22 protein-coding genes are annotated in these 24,244 nt (G+C 45.4%); 11 read left to right on the top strand and 11 right to left on the bottom strand.

The genetic code is table 11. From position 1 onward, the window contains the following. Positions 1-74: 74 nt before the first annotated feature. Complete coding sequence (locus E2R66_RS03045) at positions 75-254, bottom strand: hypothetical protein (protein WP_134737899.1); 180 nt, start codon at positions 252-254, stop codon at positions 75-77. A 172-nt stretch (positions 255-426) separates the two neighbouring features. Between E2R66_RS03045 and E2R66_RS03040 the strand changes: the two genes are divergently transcribed. After that, positions 427-1,494, top strand: coding sequence for a DNA methyltransferase (locus E2R66_RS03040; protein WP_133226487.1), 1,068 nt, complete (start codon positions 427-429; stop codon positions 1,492-1,494). Here the strand turns inward: E2R66_RS03040 and E2R66_RS03035 are convergent. The 3 genes from E2R66_RS03035 to E2R66_RS03025 all read right to left on the bottom strand — a co-directional run bounded on the left by E2R66_RS03035 (position 1,483) and on the right by E2R66_RS03025 (position 4,329). Further along, on the bottom strand, positions 1,483-2,463 hold the full coding sequence (locus tag E2R66_RS03035) for a hypothetical protein (protein ID WP_133226489.1): 981 nt from the start codon (positions 2,461-2,463) through the stop codon (positions 1,483-1,485). The genes E2R66_RS03040 and E2R66_RS03035 overlap by 12 nt on opposite strands. A 100-nt stretch (positions 2,464-2,563) precedes the next feature. Further along, positions 2,564-3,406 carry an isoaspartyl peptidase/L-asparaginase gene (locus E2R66_RS03030; protein WP_133226491.1) on the bottom strand — a complete coding sequence of 281 codons (843 nt, stop codon included), beginning with the start codon at positions 3,404-3,406 and terminating at the stop codon, positions 2,564-2,566. After that, a complete protein-coding gene (locus E2R66_RS03025) occupies positions 3,403-4,329 on the bottom strand; it encodes a cyanophycinase (protein ID WP_133226493.1) in 927 nt (308 codons plus the stop codon). The genes E2R66_RS03030 and E2R66_RS03025 overlap by 4 nt, the downstream gene beginning before the upstream one ends. A 165-nt stretch (positions 4,330-4,494) precedes the next feature. Here E2R66_RS03025 and cphA point away from each other — a divergent pair, with 165 nt between their 5' ends. Next, complete coding sequence (cphA, locus tag E2R66_RS03020; RefSeq protein ID WP_133226495.1) at positions 4,495-7,122, top strand: cyanophycin synthetase; 2,628 nt, start codon at positions 4,495-4,497, stop codon at positions 7,120-7,122. 120 nt (positions 7,123-7,242) lie between these two features. Here the strand turns inward: cphA and E2R66_RS03015 are convergent, their stop codons facing one another. Both E2R66_RS03015 and E2R66_RS03010 read right to left on the bottom strand, forming a co-directional pair. Further along, positions 7,243-8,808 (bottom strand): TlpA family protein disulfide reductase, encoded by a 1,566-nt coding sequence (locus tag E2R66_RS03015; RefSeq protein WP_133226497.1) that lies wholly within the window; start codon positions 8,806-8,808, stop codon positions 7,243-7,245. 46 nt (positions 8,809-8,854) lie between these two features. Beyond that, on the bottom strand, positions 8,855-9,508 hold the full coding sequence (locus E2R66_RS03010) for a DNA-3-methyladenine glycosylase family protein (protein WP_133226499.1): 654 nt from the start codon (positions 9,506-9,508) through the stop codon (positions 8,855-8,857). Between the two features lie 65 nt (positions 9,509-9,573). Between E2R66_RS03010 and E2R66_RS03005 the strand changes: the two genes are divergently transcribed. From E2R66_RS03005 to E2R66_RS02990, 4 genes are all read left to right on the top strand, one after another. Next, on the top strand, positions 9,574-10,854 hold the full coding sequence (locus E2R66_RS03005; RefSeq protein WP_133226501.1) for a replication-associated recombination protein A: 1,281 nt from the start codon (positions 9,574-9,576) through the stop codon (positions 10,852-10,854). A 75-nt stretch (positions 10,855-10,929) separates the two neighbouring features. Next, a complete protein-coding gene (locus E2R66_RS03000; protein WP_133226503.1) occupies positions 10,930-12,405 on the top strand; it encodes a DUF5687 family protein in 1,476 nt (491 codons plus the stop codon). Between the two features lies 1 nt (position 12,406). Further along, positions 12,407-13,150 carry an ABC transporter ATP-binding protein gene (locus E2R66_RS02995; RefSeq protein WP_133226505.1) on the top strand — a complete coding sequence of 248 codons (744 nt, stop codon included), beginning with the start codon at positions 12,407-12,409 and terminating at the stop codon, positions 13,148-13,150. Between the two features lie 7 nt (positions 13,151-13,157). Continuing rightward, on the top strand, positions 13,158-13,652 hold the full coding sequence (locus E2R66_RS02990; RefSeq protein WP_133226507.1) for a GNAT family N-acetyltransferase: 495 nt from the start codon (positions 13,158-13,160) through the stop codon (positions 13,650-13,652). A 12-nt stretch (positions 13,653-13,664) separates the two neighbouring features. Here E2R66_RS02990 and E2R66_RS02985 read toward each other — a convergent pair whose 3' ends face one another. Together E2R66_RS02985 and pdxA are read right to left on the bottom strand one after the other, a co-directional pair. Further along, positions 13,665-14,849 carry a DUF5009 domain-containing protein gene (locus E2R66_RS02985; protein ID WP_133226509.1) on the bottom strand — a complete coding sequence of 395 codons (1,185 nt, stop codon included), beginning with the start codon at positions 14,847-14,849 and terminating at the stop codon, positions 13,665-13,667. A gap of 81 nt (positions 14,850-14,930) precedes the next feature. Then, complete coding sequence (pdxA, locus tag E2R66_RS02980; protein ID WP_133226511.1) at positions 14,931-15,986, bottom strand: 4-hydroxythreonine-4-phosphate dehydrogenase PdxA; 1,056 nt, start codon at positions 15,984-15,986, stop codon at positions 14,931-14,933. Between the two features lie 230 nt (positions 15,987-16,216). On the opposite strand from pdxA, the gene rsmA reads away from it, so the two are divergent. After that, on the top strand, positions 16,217-16,996 hold the full coding sequence (gene rsmA, locus E2R66_RS02975) for a 16S rRNA (adenine(1518)-N(6)/adenine(1519)-N(6))-dimethyltransferase RsmA (protein ID WP_133226513.1): 780 nt from the start codon (positions 16,217-16,219) through the stop codon (positions 16,994-16,996). Continuing rightward, a complete protein-coding gene (locus E2R66_RS02970; RefSeq protein ID WP_133226515.1) occupies positions 16,993-17,760 on the top strand; it encodes a hypothetical protein in 768 nt (255 codons plus the stop codon). The genes rsmA and E2R66_RS02970 overlap by 4 nt, the downstream gene beginning before the upstream one ends. Here E2R66_RS02970 and E2R66_RS02965 read toward each other — a convergent pair. After that, a complete protein-coding gene (locus tag E2R66_RS02965) occupies positions 17,729-18,292 on the bottom strand; it encodes a hypothetical protein (protein WP_133226517.1) in 564 nt (187 codons plus the stop codon). The genes E2R66_RS02970 and E2R66_RS02965 overlap by 32 nt on opposite strands. A gap of 278 nt (positions 18,293-18,570) precedes the next feature. Here E2R66_RS02965 and E2R66_RS02960 point away from each other — a divergent pair, with 278 nt between their 5' ends. After that, positions 18,571-19,338, top strand: a complete 768-nt coding sequence (locus tag E2R66_RS02960; RefSeq protein WP_133226519.1) for a slipin family protein — start codon at positions 18,571-18,573, stop codon at positions 19,336-19,338. 209 nt (positions 19,339-19,547) lie between these two features. Here the strand turns inward: E2R66_RS02960 and E2R66_RS02955 are convergent, their stop codons facing one another. Next, positions 19,548-20,033 (bottom strand): macro domain-containing protein, encoded by a 486-nt coding sequence (locus E2R66_RS02955; RefSeq protein WP_133226521.1) that lies wholly within the window; start codon positions 20,031-20,033, stop codon positions 19,548-19,550. Between the two features lie 178 nt (positions 20,034-20,211). Here E2R66_RS02955 and E2R66_RS02950 point away from each other — a divergent pair, with 178 nt between their 5' ends. Together E2R66_RS02950 and E2R66_RS02940 are read left to right on the top strand one after the other, a co-directional pair. Beyond that, positions 20,212-20,424: a DUF2281 domain-containing protein gene (locus E2R66_RS02950; protein WP_133226523.1), complete on the top strand. Its 213-nt coding sequence runs from the start codon at positions 20,212-20,214 to the stop codon at positions 20,422-20,424. Positions 20,425-20,591: 167 nt separating this feature from the next. Beyond that, complete coding sequence (locus E2R66_RS02940; protein ID WP_133226527.1) at positions 20,592-20,831, top strand: PIN domain-containing protein; 240 nt, start codon at positions 20,592-20,594, stop codon at positions 20,829-20,831. Here E2R66_RS02940 and mfd read toward each other — a convergent pair whose 3' ends face one another. Then, positions 20,832-24,182 carry a transcription-repair coupling factor gene (gene mfd, locus E2R66_RS02935; protein ID WP_133226529.1) on the bottom strand — a complete coding sequence of 1,117 codons (3,351 nt, stop codon included), beginning with the start codon at positions 24,180-24,182 and terminating at the stop codon, positions 20,832-20,834. It abuts the gene before it with no gap. Between the last annotated feature and the right edge of the window lie 62 nt (positions 24,183-24,244).

Here is a 24,244-nt window from a genome sequence, read left to right as displayed (position 1 = left end):
GGAAATTATCAAAAACGTGTTCGTTTTGAACAAGGAATTCTTCAGCTATATGACGTTGAATTTGCGTTCAAATACTATTCCTGACAGAGCCTTTTATTGCCTCTTCGAGATGCTCTTGGTAAGATCGCCTTTTCAATGCTGTAAATTGTTTTTGACTGGTTTTCTTGTTGGATATTATCTGAGAAATCCATAGGCAAGGCTAAGGGCTTGATGCCGATAATTTGGCGCAAATGAATGAACTGGGGTTCGCTCATCGGGTGTAAGCGCAAATTATATTTAGTAAACAGACATAAAACGATGGTTTGCTGATTATTTGCCTGTTATTGAATAGCTTATAGTGTTGGCTAAAAAATTTGGCATTTTCTTGTTTTTATTAAAAAAAGAAGGTAACATTGTTGTATAAGGTTGTATAAGGTTTTTATTAAAATGGAAAAGTTTATAAAAGTAGGAGAAGCAGCAAAAGCGTTAGACATTAGTCCTGAAACTTTAAGGAGGTGGGATAAATCGGGCAAGTTTACCACCTCAAGGCATCCTATTAATAACTATAGGGTTTACTCGGAAGAGCAAATGAAGAGCTTAGTTGCAGAAATGCAGCTTACTTGGGAGTACGCAAAAAAGGAACATACAAATAATTATGATCCTTACTTTGAATCCATCTATGGAACGCTTTATCATCAAGATGCCGTAGCATATATGAAAACACTTAAAACGGGATCTGTTGATTTGATTTTTGCAGATCCTCCTTATAACATCAAAAAGGCGGAATGGGATACTTTTTCTTCTCAAAAGGAATATGTTGACTGGAGTATGACTTGGATAAAAGAGGCCCATCGCATTTTAAGCGACCAGGGATCTCTTTATATATGCGGATTTTCAGAAATATTGGCAGATTTAAAATGGGCGGCTTCAAGTCTGTTTTGCGGATGTAAATGGCTTGTTTGGTTCTATCGTAACAAAGGGAATCTTGGTAACGATTGGGGCCGCTCCCACGAAAGTATTTTGCACCTTAGAAAGACCGAGAAATTTATTTTTAATATTGATGATGTAAGAATTCCTTACAATGAACATACGGTAAAATATCCCAGCAGAACGCAAGCAAAAACATCTCAGTTCTCTAACGGAAAAACATCTAATTACATTTGGCAGCCAAACCCACTTGGAGCTAAACCTAAAGATGTGTTGGAAATTCCGACAATCTCAAACGGCTCCTGGGAGAAAACAATTCATCCAACTCAAAAGCCGGTAGAACTATTGCGTAAAATAATATTATCGTCATCAAACTCCGATAGCATCATTTTTGATCCGTTCGGTGGCTCCGGTACAACCTTTGCGGTGGCGGAAGCTTATAAAAGAAGATGGCTTGGAACAGAATTAGACCTTTCTTATTGTGAAACAATTAAAAATCGTATCAGCGACGAAGAACATATTCAACGTGTTTTTAAATCTAAAGACGAAAAAGACTCTATTAAAAGACGCTCTAAGTTACGCGGATAACAACGAAGCGATTTCTTGAGTAATTAAAGTTGAAAATCTCTTAATATGTTTATTATAAGGCTCTTTGAACGCACCAGGTGGAGGGTCTAAATAATAAACCCCGTTTAATTGTGTTATAAACTGATTATAAACCATAAACAATCCAGAGACCAGGGTGTAGCTGATGTTAGCAACGCCCTTTCGCTGAACGTCATTTAAAAATATACCTATCACCTTTAAATCATGCCCAACAAACCGCTCCAAAAGTATTTTATCCATAAACATTTTACCCATCCTGTCTTTTGAAGTTGTTTTAACAGAGACAACAATTTCTTTGGTGTTAATATATTTATCGGCCAGAGCCTCGGCCGATGGAGATAAAACAACTTCATTATCTCCTGTTTTTAAATCGATTACGTTTAAAACAATCGGTTTAACCTCATTGTCTACAGGTATGTTAGCAAAAGGAGATAGTATCAAATCATTTTCACAGGTATAATTTTTCGTTCCTTGCTCCATGTCATAAGGGATTTTGATTGTAACTTTTTTATTAGGTATGCCGATGGAAGTAAAGACAACTTTAATAAGTTCTTCGAATCGATTACCTACGTGTTTTCTGGCGTTGTTCGGGTCTATCAGCAAGTCAAATCCAGCACCTATAGCTTGTTGTATAGTGTATAAAACACTGTCAATCAAGAAACACTCGTCGTCAGAAAAATCGTTCTGCTTATCTCTTATTCTATTTAAGATGGTTTTTAAAGTGTTTATTTTTTCGGAGAATTCCGAAGTATTCATGATAAACAAATCTGTTTTAATGGGGCGAACGAATTTCTTTACGCCTGCGCTATGAGAATAATAAAGAAGATAGCCAGACTTTTCCTCATAGCCACTTAAAACATTAGGTAAATAAGATAATACCCTAATTACTACCGACTCGAATTCATTTAGAGAAGTTTTCTTTTTTTGTAAGTCTTTGTCGAGTGAGAGCATTTGAGTGTGAAAATGAAAATGTTTGGTTAATTGGTTTAAAATCGGCACGGATCAGCACAGAGAAACCATTAAGTAGAAATGTATAATTATTTGCACACACCTATTCAAACACTTCCGCCTCCCCATCATGCAAAGCCCAAACCATATAGGGGTGCGTATCGGCATGGTAAATATCGCCGGTTTGGCTAATGCCAATGATGCCGGCAAAGCCATCATAGGGTTTCATTTCGTCGAGTGTCTTTTCCGTAGCGAGCGAAAGGGGCATGCCATCGGTTACACGGGTAACTATTTTGGTAGCTACCGAGCCGCTCACGATATCCTCACCCACCCCGGTGCAGGAGATACCCGCGAAGGCATTGGCGTAATTGCCGGCCGTTGTTGCCGAATCGCTTACACGACCGGGTATTTCAAAACCTTTGCCGCCGGTTGAAGTGGCGGCAGCTATATCGCCATAAATATCAAGCGCTACACAGCCTACGGTACCTAGTCTGATAGAGTCGCTTAGTTTTTTTTCGTATTCTTTGCGGCGCTGGGGTATTTCGGTATTATAGTACCCGAAGCCGTTTTGTTTCGCAAAATCGCAGGCGCCGTTTCCGCTGAGTACGCGGTCATCGTAATCCATCAGCTTTTCGGCAACGCAAATGGGGTTGCGTACATCCTCAATATTAATAACGCCCGAAAACTTTTGGGTTTTGCCATCCATCAGGGCGGCGCTTAAACGGATTTTGCCGTCGCTTTGTATCTGCGAGCCGGTGCCTGCGTTAAACAGGTCGCAATCTTCCAGCAGGCGCACAGTGTATACTACGGTTTGGGCTGCGGTATGGCTCTCCAGGTATTTATGACCCAGGTGCACAATCTCCAGCAGGGCATCCTGTTTGGCTTTTTTTACTTCCTGGTTGGTTTGGCTCTCGCTAAAAAAACCGCCGTGAATAATTAACTTCATTGTAAAAGATCGTTACTGCTATCCTGGCTGGTGATGAACACGCCATCTTCCACCCTAACCGTTTTTTTGATGATCATCCGTTGCTGCAGCAAGTCGTATTTATCAAAAATCGACATCACGTGCACCTTTAGGTTCTCTATAGAAACAGGGTCGCCTATCTCTACATCATAAACGTTAGTCTCCACAATATTAGTGCCATCTACCAGCATAATGAGACCCGAGCCAATGGCTTCCATCATGTTGCCTTCGGTTATCAGCAGCCCGGCATCCTCGCCAAGGCCTATGCCTAAAATGCCCGGGTTGGTGGCAACGGCGTACAACAAACGGCCAATGCGCCCGCGCTGCACAAAGTGGGTATCCACAATAACGGAATCTATAAAACCTAACCCGGCGGTAATCTGTACCTCGCCTTTTATCAGGGCCTCGTTGCTTTGCCCGCGGTATATCATGTGTGTAGAAGCCGCTGCGGCACCTGCCGATGTGCCGGCGATAACGAAGTTCTCGTTGGTATAGCGTTTCTTCAGTATCTGTAAAAATTGGGTGCCGCCGAAAATTGCCGTTAAGCGGAGCTGATCGCCGCCGCTAAACATCACCACATCTGCTTTGCTGATGCGGTCGAGGTATTCGGGGTTTGCGGCATCCTCGCGGCTTTTGATGTGGAGGATATTTACGTGGGTTACATTAAGTTGGTTAAAGGCCTTGATGTACTCGTTTCCAACCAGCTCGGGTATCTGCGATGCGGTGGTGATCACCTCCACAGCCGAGCCCTCCTTTTTTGCCGATTCGTTGATAATGCGGCGCAGGATGCCTTTCTCGAAAAACTTGATATAATGCGGCTGCATGATATGTTCCAGTACGCTTACATTACTGCCCATATCCACAGCACCTCCAATTATTACTAATTTTCCTTTAGGGCTTGCCATTATTTACTCTTTCTTAATCAATTTATACAAATTAAAATAAAAATGATTAAAACAGACTGATTTAATTAATAAAACTGCATTTTTCGGCCTAAAGGTTTTATTAGAATGATAAGTTTTTTAGATTTAAAACTTATTACTCCTCACACTCGTTTTGAATCACCACTTATGAAGATAGAAAATATACAAGTACTGCGCGGGCCCAACATCTGGAGCGTTAACCGCAAAAAACTGATCCAAATGCGGCTCGACCTTGAAGAGATGGAGCAAAGCCCCACCAACGAGATAGATGGCTTTTATGAACGCATGAAAGCCTTGCTGCCCTCTTTATACAACCACCGCTGCTCGCCTGGGGTACCCGGCGGCTTTTTTGAGCGCGTAGTATCGGGCACCTGGATGGGCCATGTAATAGAGCATATTGCCCTGGAGATACAAACCCTTGCCGGCATGGATACCGGTTTTGGCCGCACCCGCGAAACCAAAACACCCGGAATTTACAACGTGGTGTTTGCTTACCTGGAAGAAAAAGTAGGCGTTTTTGCAGCGGAGTCTGCCGTGCGGATTGCCGAGGCGCTGATAGCCGGTGAGGAGTACGACCTGGAGAAAGACATACAGCAAATGCGCGAGATACGCGAGAACACCCGCCTTGGCCCAAGCACCGGTGCTATTGTTGAGGAAGCTATTGCGAGGAATATACCATGGATAAGGCTGAACAACCAAAGCCTGGTACAACTGGGTTATGGTAAAAACCAGGTACGCTTCCGCGCCACCATGACCGAGAAAACCAGCAGTATTGCCGTTGATATTGCCAGCAATAAGGATGAAACCAAGCGCTTACTGCAAGAGCAGGCCATCCCTGTTGCCAAAGGTATGACCATAAGCCGTACCGAGCAGGTGGATGAGGCTATCCGCAAGATAGGCTTCCCGCTGGTATTTAAACCGCTGGATGGTAACCACGGCCGGGGTATCAGCATCAATATCAATACTACCGAAGATGCAATTGCGGCCTACGAGTTTGCCGCAAAAATTTCGCGCCGCGTAATTGTAGAGCGTTACATCACCGGCTACGATTTTAGGGTACTGGTGATTGATAACAAGATGGTGGCCGCAGCTCTGCGCGACCCGGCCCATGTAAAAGGCGACGGCGAGCTAACCATACAGCAGCTCATCGACAAAGAAAACAGCGACCCGCGCCGTGGCTACGGCCACGAGAATGTGCTAACGTTGATTGACGTGGACCGCGACACCCTGGACCTGCTGGAAAAGAAAGGCTATACTTTAGATACCGTGCCTGCCGCAGGCGAAAAGGTATTCGTAAAATCTACCGCCAACCTCAGCACTGGTGGTACTTCCGTTGACGTTACCGACCATGTGCATCCGCAGAACGTATTCATCTGCGAGCGCATCTCCAAAATCATCGGCCTGGATATTTGTGGTATAGATATTATGGCCGAGAACCTCACTGAGCCATTAACCGAAAACGGGGGCGTAGTTTTAGAAGTGAACGCAGCGCCGGGTTTCCGTATGCACATTGCACCAAGCGAAGGCCTGCCGCGTAATGTGGCCGGGCACGTGATAGATATGCTATACCCGCCGGGTAAATCGGCACGTATACCAATCATTGCCATTACCGGTACAAACGGTAAAACTACCACCACCCGTTTAATAGCACATATCGTAAAAAACAACGGGCATCGCGTAGGCTTCACCACATCTGATGGTATCTATGTGCAGAATACCATGATGCTGAAGGGCGATACTACTGGTCCCGTAAGCAGCGAGTTTATATTGAAAGACCCCACCGTAGATTTTGCCGTGCTGGAAACTGCCCGTGGTGGCATCCTGCGCTCGGGCCTGGGTTTTAGCTCCTGCGATATCGGCGTGATAACCAATATACAGGAAGACCATTTGGGGCTATCGGATATCCACACCCTGGAGGATCTTGCCCGCGTAAAAAGCGTGGTGACCAACGCCATCAAAAAAGATGGCTGGGCGGTGTTGAATGCTGATAACAAGCATTGCGTGGCCATTGGCAAAAAAGCCGATTGTAACGTGGCGTATTTTAGCCGTAGCGAAAACAACCCCGTTGTTGTTGCCCATTGCAAAAAGGGTGGCATTGCCTGCGTGCATGAAAACGGCTTTATCACCATACAAAAAGGCGATTGGAAGATACGTGTACAGCGCACCATCCTTATACCGCTTACGTTCGGTGGTACGGTGGGTTTTATGATTGATAACGTAATGGCCGCAACGCTAGCTACCTTCCTGCACGGGTTCAAAACAGAGGACATCAAAATGTCGCTGGAAACCTTTATCCCATCGGCCGCACAAACGCCTGGCCGTATGAACATCTTCGAGTTTAAGGATTTCCGCTTCATGATAGATTTTGCGCATAATCCGGATGGCTTTAACGGCATCAAGCAGTTCCTGAGCCATATCGATTCGCCACTGAAGATCGGCATCATAGCCGGCACGGGCGACCGGCGCGATGAAGACATTGTAGAACTGGGCAAAATTGCGGCCGAGATGTTCGATTACATCATCCTCCGCCAGGAAAAACACCTGCGCGGCCGCACGGCCCAAAACATTCTCGATTTATTGATACAAGGCATAAAATCTGTAGACGCAAATAAGCCCTTTGAAATAGTACCTAAAGAGATAGATGCCATTAAGCACGCCATGAGCCTGGCAAAACCAGGCACATTCATTACCGCTTTGAGCGATGTGGTGGATAACGCCATAGAGACCGTACAAAACTACATGGAGCAGGAAAGGAACGGGTTGTTTAACGTGTAGGCGAAGCCTCCAACCCCTGAATGGGGCTTTTGGAAAGCATAAGGGCGGACTGATTTCAGCCCGCCCTTTTATCTTGCACAGGCGCTAATGCCTTGCATGTGCTTTTTTAGACATTTGTACTTAATCAACACCTAAAAGCTGGGTTATTTCAATGGCTGTTTGCCTATCAGATGGCCTGCTGGCATTATCGTTTTTTATCCTGCCGTTTTTATCTATCAGCACATAATGAGGGATTCCGTTTAAAGCGAACTTTTTCGACAAGGTTTGATATTGCTTATTATTAAGCAGTATATGCTCTCCCTGTATATCCAAATTCGCAATAACGCCTCTCCATGCCCGCTCCTCAGATTGAACACATAAATAAAGAAATACAACTTCCTGATTTAAAAATTTATCCCTTAATTTTTTACTCCCGGGCATTTCTTGCAGGCAGGGGCCGCACCACGTTGCCCAAAAATCGATATAAATTACCTTGCCCTTGTACAAATTTGTAATATCAAAAAGAACGCTGTCGCTTTGGTTTTTGGGCAGTTGTTTAATGTTATACTTAACAGATTGTCGGTAATTTTCCTCCTTCTGTAGAAGTTTATTATAAGCATCTATCACACTGCCGATGTTAACCTTTTTAACCGTAGACCGGTACAGCAGGATGTAGTGTTTTGCATAACTTGAATGGTTTGCCTTTATTAACTCAGCCATTTCCCAAGTAAAGAAAACGTCTTTAAGTAGCCCGTTTAAATTTTTTAAGTACGATTCGATATAAGGGTTGCGGTATATGCGCTCCATAACGACGGCTTCGTTTGCACGATATATGCTATCAGTAAAAACAGAATCGCTTTTGTTAAGCGAGAGCTTTTTAGTGTAAATGCTTGCAATGTTTCTCAGCCTGGTTTTCTCTTCGGTTTTTAGGTTGCTCACCTTGTTTATGATTACCTGATTTATGGAGCTTAGCTCGGTGGTGTAAGAGAGTTCATTTTCCGGCATCAGATTATTATCATAGTAATACTTATACCGGTTTAAATAAAAAGAATACATCGCTACCGGCAGAGCATCCGGGTTATTTGCCTGAAACCGGCTAAAAAAATCGAAATAGCTTTTTGGCTGGCCGGAATTGACGCCATAGGAGAGCAAATTATATGCACAATTATAGTTAAGGCTATATTGCTGATACTTTGCAAAATCAGCAGGCGGCTTATTGCGCTTTATAAAAGCGGTTAAAAACTTGGTTTCTCTATCCAGAACGGTGTATTCGGTCTGCTTATATTGGGTTGAAGATGAATCCGCCCTTAGCTTATGCTGTTTGTAAAACTCAGCCCTGTAGGTAGTAAGTTCTTGCCGATACTTTTCAGTAGCAATGTTAAGTAGCATGTAACGGCCTTTGAAATGCACTTTCCCATCTTGCAAAACAAGCCTGGTTTTGCTCCCGGGAGATATGTAGGCACAGGTATTGTTGTAAGCTGGCAGCTGTACCTGTTGTAAATAGTGAGCCGGGATATTTATAGAAAACTCGCCTTTTTTATTTACTGCCGCGCTGTATTCAATATTATCGTCAAGAGCGAGGGTATAGACAGAAAACGTGATTTTATTTACCGATGCTGGTTTTATAATGCCTTTGATGTTTCCCATTTGCGCATATGCAAATGCAGGCGCGAGCAGCATTATAAAGATGTGAAAAACGCGCCTCATAGGTTTAGGTTAATTGGCCATTAGTGACGAATGTACCACTTCTGTTTTATATATCCGCAGGCTTCTGTTTTTTCTTTGCGGCAAGAACACATAAATAATAATGCCACAGCAACATACTCGCCACCGTTCGGTAAGGCTGCCATTGTTCGCCAATAGTAGCCAGCGCCTGTTTGGTGGTTTCTTTGGGTAACCCCTTTAATCTTTTAATAGCATTTACGATGGCCAAATCCCCCAAGGGGAGGATGTCTGCGCGCTGTAGCACGAACATCAGGTACACATCCACTGTCCAGTTGCCGATGCCTTTGAGGGCGCAAAGCTGGCTGCGTATCTCATGGTCTTCCATTTGTTCGAATGCTTTGAGATTTATCTGCCCGTTCAGGATGGCCTCTGCAAGGTAACGGCTGTAAGCCGTTTTTTGCCGGCTAAAGTAACACTCGCGGAATTCGGCATCTGTTAACAATAAAATCCTTGCCGGCGTTAATTCCTGTACCCGCTCCCTCATTTTATTTAATGCTGATAATGCCGACGCCAGCGATACCTGCTGCTCCAGGATTATATGCACCAAGGTTTCGAAAGTATTCGGGCGTGACCACATTGGCGGATAGCCGTAGGCTTGGATAACGGCGGCGAAATCAGTGTCTATAGCGGCGAGTTCGTCGCAAATAGAATGATAGGTAGCAGAAGTAAACTGTTGTGGCATACGATTGTTATTTAAACATACTAACTTTTTTAGGATTTAGCGTTTCAATTTCTGAAATTTACTTTATGAACAACCTCCCGCCATTAGCCGAACGTATGCGCCCAAAATCACTGGATGATTATGTGGGGCAGAAACATCTGGTTGGCCCGGGCGCGGTGTTGCGTAAGGCTATAGAGAGCGGCTCTTTACCCTCCATGTTGTTTTGGGGGCCCCCGGGAGTGGGTAAAACTACGCTGGCATATATCATTTCCCAATCTTTGTCCCGCCCGTTCTTTTCATTAAGCGCCATCAATTCGGGCGTAAAAGATGTGCGCGAGGTGATCGAAAAAGCCTCCCTCCTGAAAGAACAGGGCGAAGTGCTGCCGGTATTGTTTATTGATGAAATACACCGTTTCTCCAAATCGCAGCAGGATTCATTGCTGGGCGCGGTAGAACGAGGCATTGTTACGCTGATTGGTGCCACTACCGAGAACCCTAGCTTCGAGGTCATCTCGGCTTTGCTCTCGCGCTGTCAGGTGTATATTTTGCAGCATTTAGCCGAGCAGGACCTGCTTGACCTATTGGATAAAGCCCAAAAGGAAGATGTCATCCTCAAAGAAAAAAATATCGTCATAGAAGAGCATGAAGCTTTACTACGCCTCAGCGGCGGAGATGCGCGTAAGCTCCTCAATATTTTCGAGCTGCTGGTAAATGCCTTCGACAGCGAAAAAATAGTGCTCAGCAATGATGTGGTGCTGGAGCATGTGCAGCAAAACATGGCCCTATACGATAAAACCGGCGAGCAGCATTATGATATCATTTCGGCCTTCATCAAATCTATGCGTGGCAGCGACCCTAATGGAGCCGTTTACTGGCTGGCCCGCATGATTGTTGGCGGCGAAGACCCGCTGTTCATTGCCCGCCGTATGCTGATACTTGCTGCGGAAGATATCGGCAATGCCAACCCAAACGCTTTGTTGCTGGCGCAAAGTTGTTTTAATGCCGTGCAGGTAATCGGCATGCCCGAGTCGCAATTGATATTGTCGCAAACGGTAATCTACCTGGCAACATCGGCAAAAAGCAATTCCGCTACCACGGCTATTGGCGCGGCCATTGCCCTGGTAAAGCAAACCGGCGATCTGCCCGTGCCCCTGCACCTGCGCAACGCCCCCACCAAACTGATGAAAAACATCGGCTATGGGAAAAACTATAAGTATGCGCACAGCTACGAAGGCAACTTTGCCGACCTTGATTTTCTGCCCGATGCCATTAGGGGCACAAAAATTTACGAGCCGGGTAACAACGCAAAGGAAAACGAGTCCAAAGAGAAAATGAGGAAACTTTGGGGCAGCCGATATAATTATTAGTTAATACTTGTCGCGATGCCTTAAAAAGACTATTTTTCCGTTCTGGCCGTCAGGTCGCCGCAAGCATCTTAAACTATGATATCAACCTTTTTCAATCACGAACTAAAAGCCTTCTGGCGTTCAAAAAACACGGGTAAAACCATTGCCGTAAAAGTGGTGATGGGCATCCTCATCCTCATCCTGCTGCTTTATGTTGTGGCATTGGGCGTATTGCTGGATGTGATACTTGGGAAAGCATTTCCTAAAGACGATTTGGTGGTTACCTTTTGCGGCATTATTCTCATCTACTTTTTGTCGGATATGCTCATGCGTATGCAACTACAGGAATTGCCTACGCTAAAGGTGCAGCCCTATTTGCATTTGCCCGTTAAGCGCAATAGCGTAGTTGGCTATCTGGCTTTAACGGCCATACTCTCGTTTTTTAACCTATGGCCCATTGTGCTTTTTGGGCCGTTCATCATCAAAATTATTCTGCCCTCATCGGGCGCTTTGGTGGCTGGTGCGTTTTTCGTGGCGTTGGTATCGCTGTCGGTATTTAATAATTACCTGGCCATGTATATCAAGCGCAAGTCTAATTTAAACGGCTGGGTGTTTTTGGTGGCTTTTGCAGTGCTGGGCCTGGCCATTGCCGGCGATTTTGTATGGCACGTTTACTCGTTGCGTAAGCTGTCTTACGGGTATTTCGGCGCCCTGCTTACCAAGCCTTACCTTGCCCTTTTGCCGTTGGTATTGGGCCTGGGCATGTTTTATTTCAACTTTATTTATCTCAAGGGCAATCTTTATCTCGAAGAACTTGGCTCGCGCAAAGCATCGGCCTATAAGAGCAGTACCGAAATTCCGTTTCTCAACCGTTATGGTAGCGTGGGCGATTTGGTGGCCAACGAAGTAAAGCTTATCCTGCGCAACAAACGCTCGCGCTCGGCATTGCTCATGAGTAGCTTTATGTTGTTTTACGGGCTGATTTTCTACACCCAGAAAGTATATCCCGACGGCTTCAAGATATTCCTGGGCATGTTTATGACAGGTATTTTCATCATTAGCTACGGGCAGTTTATGTTTAGCTGGCAGGCGTCGCACTTCGATGGCTTGCTGGTGAGTAAAATCAAATTCTCCGATTTTTTAAAAGCCAAATACCTGTTGTTTACAGTAGTATCAACCATTGCTTTTTTGCTTACGCTGCCTTACGCTTACTTCGGCTGGAAGGTTGTTCTTATCCACTTTGTAATGTACTTGTGGAACCTGGGTGTAAACACCACCATCGTGCTGTTTTTTGCCAACCGCAATTACAAGCGTATCGATCTATCTAAAGGGGCCTCTTTTAACTGGGAAGGCGTGGGCGCAACGCAGATGTTGTTATCATTCCCGCTGCTGATACTGCCCTACCTGATTTACTGGCCTTTCAGCCTGTTGGGGATGCCCTACCCGGGCTACGCGGCGCTAGCCATCATTGGGCTTGCCTTTATTGGCACGCGCAGCTTTTGGATAAAAAAGCTGGAGGCCGATTTTTACGACAAACGATTTAAAATAGCCGAAGGCTTCAGGAATATATAAGATGATTGAGATCAAAAACTTAAAAAAGGTTTACGCCGGTGCAACCGTAGTAAACGTACCTGCGCTCACTATAAATAAAGGCGAGAGCATTGGCCTGGTAGGCAATAACGGCGCGGGCAAAACCACGCTGTTCCGCATGATACTGGATTTGATACGCCCCGATGAAGGCGAAGTATTATCCAACGGAAAGAATGTAGCTGGTGCCGAGGAGTGGAAAGACTACACGGCTTCTTACCTGGATGAAGGCTTTTTGATAGACTATCTTACGCCAGAAGAGTATTTTTACTTCATCGGAGGCCTGCACCATCAGAATAAACCACAAGTAGATGAATACCTGGCAGGCTTGACCGAGTTTTTTAACGGCGAGGTGCTGAAGAAAGGTAAATACATCCGCGATTTATCTAAGGGAAACCAGTGCAAAGTGGGCGTGGGCAGTTGCCTGCTGCAGAAACCTCAACTGCTGATGTTGGATGAGCCATTCGCCAACATCGACCCGAGCACTCAGTTCCGCCTGAAGAATATCCTGAAAACAGAGAATAAGAACAACGGTGTAACCACCATCGTATCCAGCCACGACCTGAACCACGTAACCGATGTGTGTGACCGCATTCTGCTGATGGAAAAGGGCCGGATCATTAAAGATATTGCCACCAGCTCATCAACCCTTAACGAACTGGAAGAATACTTTGGTGTAGGACAAACCGTAACACCGGGCATCATTATAGATAAAGAAGAGAACCACTAAGCAGCGTATGTATTTGATAAGGGAGGCCACAGCGGCCGATGTGGATACTATTTTGCAGATAGCTGAAGACACCTGGTGGCCTACTTATGAGCCATTGCTTGGTAAGGAACAGGTTACTTACATGCTTAGCACCATTTATACCCGCGATAAAATTTTAGGACAGGTGGAAACGGGAGAGCAAACTTTTTTGCTGTTGATTGAAGACGGCACACCTGTTGCTTTTGCCGCCTACTCGCCGCGTAATGAAGATGCGGACATATACAAACTGCACAAGCTTTATTGCCTGCCCGCAACCCAGGGCAAGGGCTACGGTAAAATACTGATCAATGCTGTGGCCGATAGAACCCGGGAAGCAGGTAAACACACCCTGGATCTTAACGTGAACCGCTTTAACAAGGCCAAAGATTTTTATGAGCGGATGGGTTTCGTTATTGCGTATGAGGAGGATATCCCCATCGGGCCTTATTGGATGAATGATTATGTGATGCGGAAACAGCTGTAATATGTACTGTTGCTAAATTTTAAGCCGTACGTTTATCTTCTGCAATAAACCGGCCAGCCAAACAATTACCAGCGCAAAAAGCAAGGACCGAATAAGACCGCCTGTGCCCTGGCCAAAGTATTGGGGGTAATTAAAGTTAGTCATTTGATACATGGGGTAAAACAGGTAGGGCAGCAGATAGCAGGTGAACGTATTGGTTCCTGCCGGTTCTATAACCTTTACCCAATTGTACTTTTTGCAGGTATCAACCACAAAAACAAATATGGCGTAAACAATAAGGCTTATGCCTGTGCAAATGAGCACCCATGAGGGTGTATCGCGCATTTTGGATATGCCCCCGCTGAAATAGCGCACGATAAAGCCCAGGTTGAACAGTATAATGGCTATCAGAAACATGGCCACCCAAAGCATCTTCAGCTCGCCGTTCTCAGTAAGGCGCATGTACAGCACCGACACAAATATGCCCGCCATGGTAAAGGCCTGCATGGCCCCATTGCCCGATATCCAAACGTATTGTTGTATGGGATTGAGGAAGTTGAGCAGCCCGAAATGGTAATCGATATTAAAAAACATAAAGAATAACCAGGCTGCTGCTTGTACCCATAATACGCCGTTGGAGTAGTGATAGATAAGGGCGCAGACAAGGTATGCCCAGCCGATAAGCCCAAGTATTCCCCACCAGGTAAGGTGCAGCCAGGGATGCCCGGGGTCCGAGCTCTTGTAAACCACACAAACAGCAATAAGCAAGGCAACGCCAAAGCCCTGGCATAAATAACGTTTAAGTTTAGATGCCGTTTGGCTATAATCAATAAAAATAAAAAAGAAGCTGAAGGTGGCCAGGCTATCCCAAACGGGCCGGGGCAAAATTGCGTGGGCCTCATCATAAGTTTCCATATTGGCGTGGAAAAAGCCAATGAAAATGAGCGCGAATGAGCGCGTAATGATGCGCATGGGTATTTTGGCATCATCTTTTTTAGAGCGGTGCGCAAAAGCATAGGGGATGGCTAAGCCCACAATAAACAAAAAGGCCGGGAAAATCGTATCGGCTAATCCTAATCCATCGGCGTTTACAGCCACGTGTTTAAGCCATTCGGGCGTGTTGGGTACGCCGTCCAGGTCGTTCACGAAGATCATCAGGAACATGGTAACCGCACGAAACGCATCGATAGATCGGATGCGGTTAATTAAATTACTCATTAAACAGGGAAATGTTTTTTAGAGATAAATGTTTTAAGTAAAAGGAAATTTTCTAAAAACAGTATCGCTAAAAGGCTGGTTTTAGTCCCTGTCGCGACTGAGCTTGCTAAACACCAGCGGGTTTTCGTTCAGCTCGGCCGTTTCGCGTCGGCTTTTGATGATATGGATAGCGGTAAACAGTGCTTCGCGGAAAGATATCTCCGAAGCAAGGTTTTTGCCGGCAATATCGTAAGCCGTTCCATGGTCGGGCGAGGTGCGTACGAAGCTGAGTCCGGCGGTATAATTCACGCCCGATTCGAAAGCGATTTGTTTGAAAGGAATTAGTCCCTGGTCGTGGTACATAGCCAGCACCGCGTCAAACTGCATATAAGTGCCGTTGCCAAAAAAAGCGTCGGCTGCGTAAGGCCCGAAAGCCAAAACATCATGTGCGCGTGCTTCTTCTATGGCGGGGATTATAACGTCTTTTTCTTCATTGCCTATCAGGCCGTTATCGCTGGCATGCGGGTTTAAGCCTAGCACAGCAATCTTGGGTTTGCGTATCCAAAAATCGTCGCGCAGACTACTGTGCATGAGCTTTAGCTTGGCTATGATTTTTTCGGTAGTAATGCTTTCTGAGATTTTTGAAACCGGGATATGGCCGGTAACAACGCCAACGCGCAAGGTGTCGCTCACCAGGAACATCAGTGATTCATTTGCGCTATCGCGCGATTGCAGGTACTCGGTATGCCCCGGGAAATTGAATTCTTCGCTTTGGATATTATCTTTATTGATAGGCGCGGTAACCAGCCCGTCTATCTTGCCGCTCAGCAAATCGTCGGTAGCGCGTTGTAAAGATTGATACGCGTATTTGCCGCCTTCGGCGGTAACGGTACCCAGCTCTATGCGTACATCTTCCTCCCAGCAATTTACCATGTTGGCCCGTTTGGCTATAGCCAGCGATGCATCATCAATGATATTGAAATTAAGCTCGTTGATATGGGTGGCCCTGCGGTGGAAAGAAGCCACCTTGCTGTGGCCGTAAACAATTGGGGTGCAATAATCGTATATTTTGGTATCGGCCAGCGTTTTGATGATTATCTCTAACCCAATGCCGTTAATGTCGCCGATGCTTATCCCTATTTTAGGTTTGTCGCTCATAGTTTTATGTTGATTTCACCGATTATACTTTTTTTGATTTCACCGATTTAAATGATTTCACCGATTGAACTGTGAAATATTGCCGACAGAAAAACGTATCTCGGTTAGTATAATTGCTTTAAGCTTTGCGCCTTAGGCTTACGGCTTAATACGCAAATTAAAAGATTTTAAGTTTATAATTCCTTAATAAAGCGCAAATATGCCTTAATTTGCTTAAATATACTTGCATAATGACATTAGTAAGAGCAAAAAAACATTTAGGGCAACACTTTCTTACTGATAAAAATATTGCACAGAAAACGGTGGAGAGCCTGCAGGCGGGTGCTAAATACAGGCAGGTGCTGGAGGTTGGCCCCGGTATGGGCATCCTGTCGGATTTTTTGCTGCAAAAGCCCGAGTACGAAGCCTTCCTGATTGACATCGACACCGAATCGTACACGTTTCTGCAAAAGAAATATCCGGCATTGGGCAGTCGACTAATCAACGCCGACTTTTTGGAGCTTGATTTCGCAAGCCTGTTTGAGCCGAAGATGGCCGTTATCGGCAACTTCCCATACAATATATCCAGCCAGATACTTTTTAAGATATTGGATAACCGGGAGCGTGTAGTTGAGGTGGTGGGCATGTTCCAGAAAGAAGTTGCAGAGCGTTGCGCCAGTAAACCAGGCAGCAAAGAGTACGGTATCTTAAGCGTATTCCTTCAGGCGTATTATAAAGTTGAATATTTATTCACCGTTAAAGCAGGGGTTTTTAATCCTCCGCCCAAAGTACTCTCGGCGGTTATCCGTTTAACCCGCAATGAAACCGAAACCCTCGGCTGCGACGAAAAACTGTTTTGGCAGGTAGTAAAGGCTGGTTTTAACCAGCGCCGCAAAACGCTCCGTAACGCGCTATCGTCCCTAATCAATAAAGAAAAAATGACGGAAAACAAAACACTCGACTTAAGAGCAGAGCGTTTAAGCGTGGCAGACTTTGTAGCTTTGACTAATGAGATAACACTAAGCAGATGAAACGGATATTGATTGCGATATGCCTGATATTTGCTTGCTTTCGTGGCTTTGCACAAACAAAGGGTAAAGCAACGCCGCCAATTATCACCACAAAAAAAGTTTACCTGCAATATCAAAATCAAAAGGATAGCTTATTAATTCCGGTAGTATCTGATGATTACCCGGGTTTGCAAAAGGCTTTATCCGATTCGGTATTATTCTCGGGAGAGAAGTTGCAGGATGTTATCGACAATTATAGGAAGTGTGGCTGCGGCATTACCAGCTTGAATTATAAAGTAGAGTATGCTAATAGCAGAATGGTTTCAATAAGGTTGTATTACGAGGGCATGGGCGCTTATCCATCGGCTTATCAAACGTGGCTTACTCTTTTAGCTGACGATGGGAATTCGATATCTTTAAACACCGCATTGGGCGATGGAGGCACCGACTATATACTGCAGAAGTATAAGCAAATTCTCATCTCGAGAATTAATCGGGACATGACGGGGCAACCAAGAGAAACGAATGCTGTTGCCACTCGCAAAGAACTATTGACGGCGGTTGGAAAATTGAAAGCGAAGGATATTACCAACAAATTCCTGCTTACGCCAAAGGGGCTGCTTGTAACAACCGATAATGTGCTGCCACATGTTATCCAAAACCTGGAACCACAGCGCGAAGTGTTATTTACAATGGCGGAGTTGAAAAAATTCAGCGTAGCTTACTCCGTGGAACCGGGATGGCATACCACCATTAAAAGACCTTCACCTCCGTTGGCCCATTAATTCCCTGCGATTTCTTTACCGAATCGGCCATGCGTTTTACGAACAGGTAATTTGCCGTGCCGCCAATTACTGCGCCTACAACTGGTATCAGCCGCTCGGCGGTGCGTACGCCAAAGGCGAGTAATAGCTTTTCGGCAATGCTTTCCATTACGGTTTTAGTCATAGCTACGCCGGCTTCTATTTTAAAAGAAGTAGCCACCAGCCCCATAAATTCCTCGAAGCTTATTTTATAGGTGCCGCGGCTGTAGTACATAGTAGCCATAGTAACCCTGAATTGCTGGGTAATGAGGTTAATAAAATCAACCGGCATGCCCACCACCATGGTAATTATGCCGCCGCTACCGGATATAGCACCAGAACCGGCGGCCAGGTAAGCACACTGATTGATGAATTTATCCAGCCCCATTTTATCCACGCCCCGTTTGATATTCAGCTGGTCTATATGGTCGAAAATCTGTTTAAAGCCGTCGTTGGATAATTTAACGGCATATTGTTTTATATCTGTGCGAGTACGCTTGAAGGGTAATTTCATGTTGATTGAGGGCATATGTTTGTAAACGGTGTATTGCCATTTACGTGCCAATATTTTATAGTGGCAGGAATGGCATGTTTATCAGCAGCAGCGCAGGTGTATACTCGGTATTTTTAGGCTATTTATCAGGCGATTAGACGCTGAAAATATTTTTTGCTTATATCGAAATGTACGCTACATTTACCGCGTAATCGCGTACCGGTGATATCTTCCCCGAAAGCTCAAAATCCTCCCGGAACCTACAGGCAGGCGATGCGTTCATTAAACAACAAAACATCATGTATTTACTTATTATTGCAGCTGTCGCCCTGGTGCTGATAGTTATTAGTGCTCACATTGCGCAGGAGTATCAGCGCGCCATTGTTTTCCGTTTAGGCCGCTACAGCCATACGGCTGGTCCGGGGCTTTATTTTATCATCCCCTTTGTTGACAGGCAGATCACCGTTGACATCCGTACCCGCACGGTTGACCTGGAGCAGCAGGAAACCATCACCAAAGACAGCGTAACCATAAAGGTGAACGCCGTGCTGTGGTTCAAGGTCATCAATCCCGAAGATGCCATTATCAAGGTGGCCAACTATAACCAGGCCGTTTACCAGTTTGCCGTAACAGCCTTGCGTAACATCATTGGTCAGCACCATTTAGATGAAGTGTTGCGCGAGCGCGAAGAAATCAATGCCACCATGCAGAAAATTGTAGATGCCGCCACCGAGCCATGGGGAATTAAAATAGTAATGGTAGAGATGAAGGACGTGGAGATCCCAGAATCGATGCAGCGCGCCATGGCCCGCGAAGCCGAGGCCATCCGCGAGAAACGCGCCCGTATCATCAAAGCCGAAGCGGAACTGGAGGCATCTATCAAACTTACGCAGGGTGCCAAGCAAATGGAAGGCAGCCCAATAGCACTGGAGCTTCGCCGCATGCAGATGCTATCTGAAATAGGTATCGATAATAATACCACCACCATTGTACTGGTGCCATCAGACTTTACGAATGCCGCGAGGAGTTTTACGGAGATGGTGAGTAAGAAGACGGAGGAGAACTAATGAGGTATTTATGCAGTCGCCCGGCTCTTTTCGGGTGACTGCATGAAAGAAGAGCAACCGTCATCCTGAACTTGTTTCAGGGCCCCACAGGACAGGTCGCCGATATACTAAACAGCTTTGTTCGTGGGGTGCCGAAATAAATTGGTATGACGAAGCTGTTTTTGAATCTTCCGAGCTCGGATACAGCCGAGCGATTGCGAGAGGCTTGATTATATCGTTTTCTTTTTTAGAATTTCCGTTGCAAAAGCACTCGGTTCGTAAACGAATACGTCGATATTCAAGTCGGATAAGTACTGCTCTATTACAGGTTTGACAACAGCCCAGTCCAAGCCGCCATTTCCACAACCCAAGGCAGGAAGTGCAATCGACTTAATGTCATATCTGTTAACTTGCTCTCGAAGATCCTTTAATCCGTCCTTAAACCATTGCAATTTTGATGGATTACGCCAATGTTTTTTAGTTGGAAAATTGACGATGAATTTAACGCCGTTCAAATCATTTACAGGAACAACCTGAACTTTACCAACAGCAATCTCATTTCGCTCCGACGCTTGCTTATAAGCTATATAATTCTCGGGAAAAGCGTATTTAAATTGCAAAGCAATGCCTTTGCCCATTACACCAACCGTATTAACGGCGTTCACAAGAGCATCAACGTTAGCGTCTAAAAGGTTACCTTGTTTATAAATTATCATAGAAATAATTCGAATATGTTGATCTATATGCCCTTAGTTTAACAGGCAACTTATCCATCTAATATAAAGATATTTTGATTAAATGCTTATACCTCCAATCACGCCACTCTTAAAAATCTAAGTATCTTGTGACGTAAACTTGCTTTTTTAGGAAGAGGATTCCGTATATTTGATTATTATGTTGACTGCAATTAAAGGATATTATGAAGAAGGGCATATCGTTTTAAGCGAGCAAGCCCCCGTGCATTCAAAAACTGATGTAATAGTTACCTTTTTGACCGAAACCGTTGAAAAAAAAAAGGGTAAAAGAATACCTGGTGGCTTAAAGGGCCAAGCTACATTGCCGGATGATTTCGACGAACCACTAGAGGACCTTAAGGATTATATGTAATGAACTCCGACAAGTATCTATTAGATACGCATGCCTTAATCTGGTTTCAAAAAAACAATCCACGCTTATCCAGTAAGGCTATTTCGATAATTGAAAACTCTTCCAATATTATACTTTTTAGTCAGGTGAGCTTATTTTAGTTGGTTATAAAGCAGAGGGTTGGGAAAATGCCCGAGTTTTTAGTATCAACTAGCGATGTTTATAACCAGGCGATAAAGGATGAGTTTTCGCTCATAAATATCCAAAACATTCATTTTGCCAGATATTCACAAATAGAACTATTCGAAAGTCACAAAGACCCATTTGATAGATTGCTAATAGCTACCGCAATTGAAGAAAACGCAACGATTCTTTCGGGCGATGAAAAATTCAAGCTGTACGATGAAGTAGTAAAGGTTATTTGGTAGCTACACCCCAACCACCATCAACTCCTCCAAAACCTCCAGTGCCTCATTAATATTCCCTACCCTATCCACGCTTAAGCGGAGGGTGTTTTTAACTTCTTTGAGGTTGGTGCGGCGTGGGTTGCGCTGTACAAACGCCAGCACTTCGCGGAAGGCGTCGCTTTCAAAATAGGCGGACTGCTGGTTGGTGATGAAGTAGCCGCGCAGTACATTGTTTTTCAATGATACCTTTTCGAAACCGATGGTTTTTCCGAGCCATTGCAGGCGCATAGAATTCAGCAAATCGTTCACCTGCAGGGGAACCGGGCCAAACCTATCGTGCAGTTGCTGCTTAAAGGCTTGTAGTTCGGTTTCGTTTTCCAGCTTGCTTAGTTCGGTGTACAAGTTATAACGCTCGCCTATGTTGGTTACATATTCGTCGGGTATCAGTATTTCCTGGTCGGTATCTATCTGCGTAAAGCTGATGAATGGCTTCGGCTTTTCATCGGGGAATACGCCTTTGAATTCGTCTTCCTTCAGCTCCTGTATGGCCTCGTCCAATATCTTGTGGTACATATCGAAGCCGATTTCGGCAATAAAGCCGCTTTGCTCGGCCCCGAGGAGGTTACCGCTGCCGCGGATATCCAAATCGCGCATGGCCACGTTGAAGCCACTGCCCAGGTCGCTGAATTCTTCTATCGCGCTAAGGCGCTTGCGGGCCTCATTAGTAAGGGTTGATAATGGCGGACTCAACAAATAACAATACGCTTTTTTATTGCTTCGCCCAACACGACCGCGCATCTGGTGCAGATCACTCAGCCCGAACATATGGGCGTAGTTGATGATAATGGTATTGGCGTTGGGAATATCCAGACCAGCTTCGATGATGGTAGTAGCCACCAACACATCGTATTCGTGGTTCACAAATTTCAGCATCACATCTTCCAGTGCATCGCCTTCCAGCTGCCCGTGGGCAATACCTATGCGGGCTTTGGGCACCAGCTTGTGTATCATGCCGCCCAGCTGAGGCAGATCGGCCACGCGGTTATGTATAAAGAATACTTGTCCGTCGCGCTCAATCTCGTGCTCTACGGCCTCTTTAATGAGCTTATCGTTAAACACGTGCAGTTCGGTAACTACCGGCTGGCGATTTGGCGGCGGGGTAGATATGATAGAAAGGTCGCGCGCACCCATCAAAGAGAAATGCAGCGTACGCGGGATGGGTGTGGCCGTAAGCGTCAGGGTATCCACATTGGCGCGCATCTGCTTCAGCTTTTCCTTAACGGATACACCGAATTTTTGCTCCTCATCAATAATCATCAAGCCCAGATCTTTAAACTTCACATCCTTGCTCACCAGGCGGTGGGTGCCTATAATGATATCCACCTTGCCCTCTTTCAACTTAGCAAGCGTGTCTTTTATCTGTTTGGTGGTTTTAAAGCGGTTGATGTAATCGATATTCACAGGGAAGCCCTTCAGGCGGTCGCTAAAGGTTTTATAATGCTGGGCGGCTAATATGGTCGTCGGTACCAGTATAGCCACCTGCTTGCTATCGGCAACGGCTTTAAATGCAGCGCGGACAGCTATCTCGGTTTTACCAAACCCTACGTCGCCGCAAATAAGGCGGTCCATCGGGTGCGGCGATTCCATATCCTTTTTAAAATCTACGGTGGCTTTTTCCTGGTCGGGCGTATCTTCGTATAAAAAGGACGCCTCCAGTTCGGTTTGCAGGTAACTATCGGGCGAAAAAGCGTTCCCATCCTGTGCTTTACGCAGGGCGTAAAGTTTGATGAGGTCGCGGGCTATATCCTTAACTTTTTTTTTTGTTGTTTTCTTCAGCCGTTCCCAGGTATCGGTGCCCAGCTTGTTCATGCGCGGTTGTGTACCCTCTTTGCCGCTGTATTTGCTGATGCGGTTTAGCGAGTTGATGTTTACATACAGCAGGTCGTTATCGGCATAAACCAAACGGATCATCTCCTGTACCTTGCCATTCACCTCTACTTTTTCCAGCCCGGCATATTTGCCTATGCCATGGTCTATATGGGTAATGAAGTCGCCGGGCTTCAAATCGCGCAGTTCCTTCAGCGTGATGGCCTGCGAGCGTTGGTAACCTTTCTTAAGCTTGTATTTATAGTAACGATCGAATATCTGGTGATCAGTATAACAGGCGAGCTTTTGCTCGCGGTCTATAAAACCTTCGCGGATAGAAATACTGAGCGGCGTAAACTTCACCGTTTTATCCAGATCATCCAAAATGGCGTAGAGGCGTTCTACCTGCCTTGCGCTATCGGTAAGGATGTAGTTCTCTATCTTTTCGGCCTCGTTGTTTTTGAAATTATGTATCAGCAGGCTAAAATCCTTGTTGAACGACGGCTGCGGGCGCATATCGAACATAATTTGCGCGGCATCATGGTAAAAGAACTGCTTGCCAAATTCCACCAGCGGGAAATCGTGCAGCTGATCGGCTATCAGTTTTTCGTCGGTAAAGCTAAATTTGGGGTCTATCCAATCGGGGTTCTGGTTTTTTTCCTCGGCAGTAAGGGCCTTCCACAATTGGGTGGCTTTTTTATGCCCGGTTTGGATAATATCCAGCGTAAACTGTACATCCTTTATCCACACCTGGGTGCCGGCTTCTACATATTCCAACAAGGAGATATTATTCTCGGTAAGGAATTTAGATTGTACGTTGGGCACGATGGTGATATTCTTCACCTTCTCTACCGATAGCTGGCTCTCTATCTCAAACGTGCGTATCGATTCGATAGCATCGCCGAAAAACTCTACCCGGTAAGGCAAATCGTGCGAAAAGGAGAAGATATCTACGATGCCCCCGCGTACCGAGAACTGCCCAGGCTCGTAAACAAAATCCACCCGGTCGAAATCATACTCCACCAAAAACTCGCTGATGAAGTCGATGCTCAGCTTATTATTGACGGCAATTTCGAGCGTGTTTTTTTCGAGAGAGGCACGGTCTATCACCTTTTCGGCAATAGCTTCGGGGTAGGTAACAATGAGTTGGCCGTATTCGGTAGCGTGGTTAAGCTCGTTCAATACTTCGGCGCGGGCCAATACATTGCTGCTATCGGGCTGGGTAAATTCGAATGGTTTGCGGTATGATGATGGGAAAAGCAAAGCCTCTTTACCGGTAAGGCTTTCCAGGTCGGCCTGGAAGTAAGCCGCTTCTTCCCGCTCTGGCAGCACGAATATCATATGCTTGTGCTGCAAAAAATAAGATGCAGCAGCCATGGCCGCATCGCCCGATCCGACTAACCCCCTCAGCTGCACCCTTGGATTTTTACCGGCATTAAGCGCCTGCGCCAATGCCTTTATCCGTTCGTCGGCCTTATACCTGTCTAATATATCGCGGATATTCAAAACGATGCAAATATAGGCAAAAAAGGGCTTTAAGAGCCCTGCTGTTAATTATGCAACATTTG

It is taken from the genome of Mucilaginibacter psychrotolerans, assembly GCF_004519315.1.
Classification (GTDB): Bacteria; Bacteroidota; Bacteroidia; order Sphingobacteriales; family Sphingobacteriaceae; genus Mucilaginibacter; species Mucilaginibacter psychrotolerans.
Note: the sequence above shows the minus strand (reverse complement) of the source record. Positions and strands in the feature narration are given on the sequence as shown.

Coding starts and splice junctions, on each gene's coding strand:
- E2R66_RS03040 (WP_133226487.1), top strand. CDS start 427: ATGGAAAAGTTTATAAAAGTAGGAGAAGCAGCAAAAGCGTTAGACATT.
- E2R66_RS02940 (WP_133226527.1), top strand. CDS start 20,592: ATGCCCGAGTTTTTAGTATCAACTAGCGATGTTTATAACCAGGCGATA.
- cphA (WP_133226495.1), top strand. CDS start 4,495: ATGAAGATAGAAAATATACAAGTACTGCGCGGGCCCAACATCTGGAGC.
- rsmA (WP_133226513.1), top strand. CDS start 16,217: ATGACATTAGTAAGAGCAAAAAAACATTTAGGGCAACACTTTCTTACT.
- E2R66_RS02950 (WP_133226523.1), top strand. CDS start 20,212: ATGTTGACTGCAATTAAAGGATATTATGAAGAAGGGCATATCGTTTTA.
- E2R66_RS03045 (WP_134737899.1), bottom strand. CDS start 254: ATGAGCGAACCCCAGTTCATTCATTTGCGCCAAATTATCGGCATCAAG.
- E2R66_RS02990 (WP_133226507.1), top strand. CDS start 13,158: ATGTATTTGATAAGGGAGGCCACAGCGGCCGATGTGGATACTATTTTG.
- E2R66_RS02960 (WP_133226519.1), top strand. CDS start 18,571: ATGTATTTACTTATTATTGCAGCTGTCGCCCTGGTGCTGATAGTTATT.
- E2R66_RS02955 (WP_133226521.1), bottom strand. CDS start 20,033: ATGATAATTTATAAACAAGGTAACCTTTTAGACGCTAACGTTGATGCT.
- E2R66_RS03005 (WP_133226501.1), top strand. CDS start 9,574: ATGAACAACCTCCCGCCATTAGCCGAACGTATGCGCCCAAAATCACTG.
- E2R66_RS02985 (WP_133226509.1), bottom strand. CDS start 14,849: ATGAGTAATTTAATTAACCGCATCCGATCTATCGATGCGTTTCGTGCG.
- E2R66_RS03010 (WP_133226499.1), bottom strand. CDS start 9,508: ATGCCACAACAGTTTACTTCTGCTACCTATCATTCTATTTGCGACGAA.
- E2R66_RS03015 (WP_133226497.1), bottom strand. CDS start 8,808: ATGAGGCGCGTTTTTCACATCTTTATAATGCTGCTCGCGCCTGCATTT.
- E2R66_RS03035 (WP_133226489.1), bottom strand. CDS start 2,463: ATGCTCTCACTCGACAAAGACTTACAAAAAAAGAAAACTTCTCTAAAT.
- E2R66_RS02970 (WP_133226515.1), top strand. CDS start 16,993: ATGAAACGGATATTGATTGCGATATGCCTGATATTTGCTTGCTTTCGT.
- E2R66_RS02995 (WP_133226505.1), top strand. CDS start 12,407: ATGATTGAGATCAAAAACTTAAAAAAGGTTTACGCCGGTGCAACCGTA.
- E2R66_RS03000 (WP_133226503.1), top strand. CDS start 10,930: ATGATATCAACCTTTTTCAATCACGAACTAAAAGCCTTCTGGCGTTCA.
- E2R66_RS02965 (WP_133226517.1), bottom strand. CDS start 18,292: ATGAAATTACCCTTCAAGCGTACTCGCACAGATATAAAACAATATGCC.
- pdxA (WP_133226511.1), bottom strand. CDS start 15,986: ATGAGCGACAAACCTAAAATAGGGATAAGCATCGGCGACATTAACGGC.
- E2R66_RS03025 (WP_133226493.1), bottom strand. CDS start 4,329: ATGGCAAGCCCTAAAGGAAAATTAGTAATAATTGGAGGTGCTGTGGAT.
- E2R66_RS03030 (WP_133226491.1), bottom strand. CDS start 3,406: ATGAAGTTAATTATTCACGGCGGTTTTTTTAGCGAGAGCCAAACCAAC.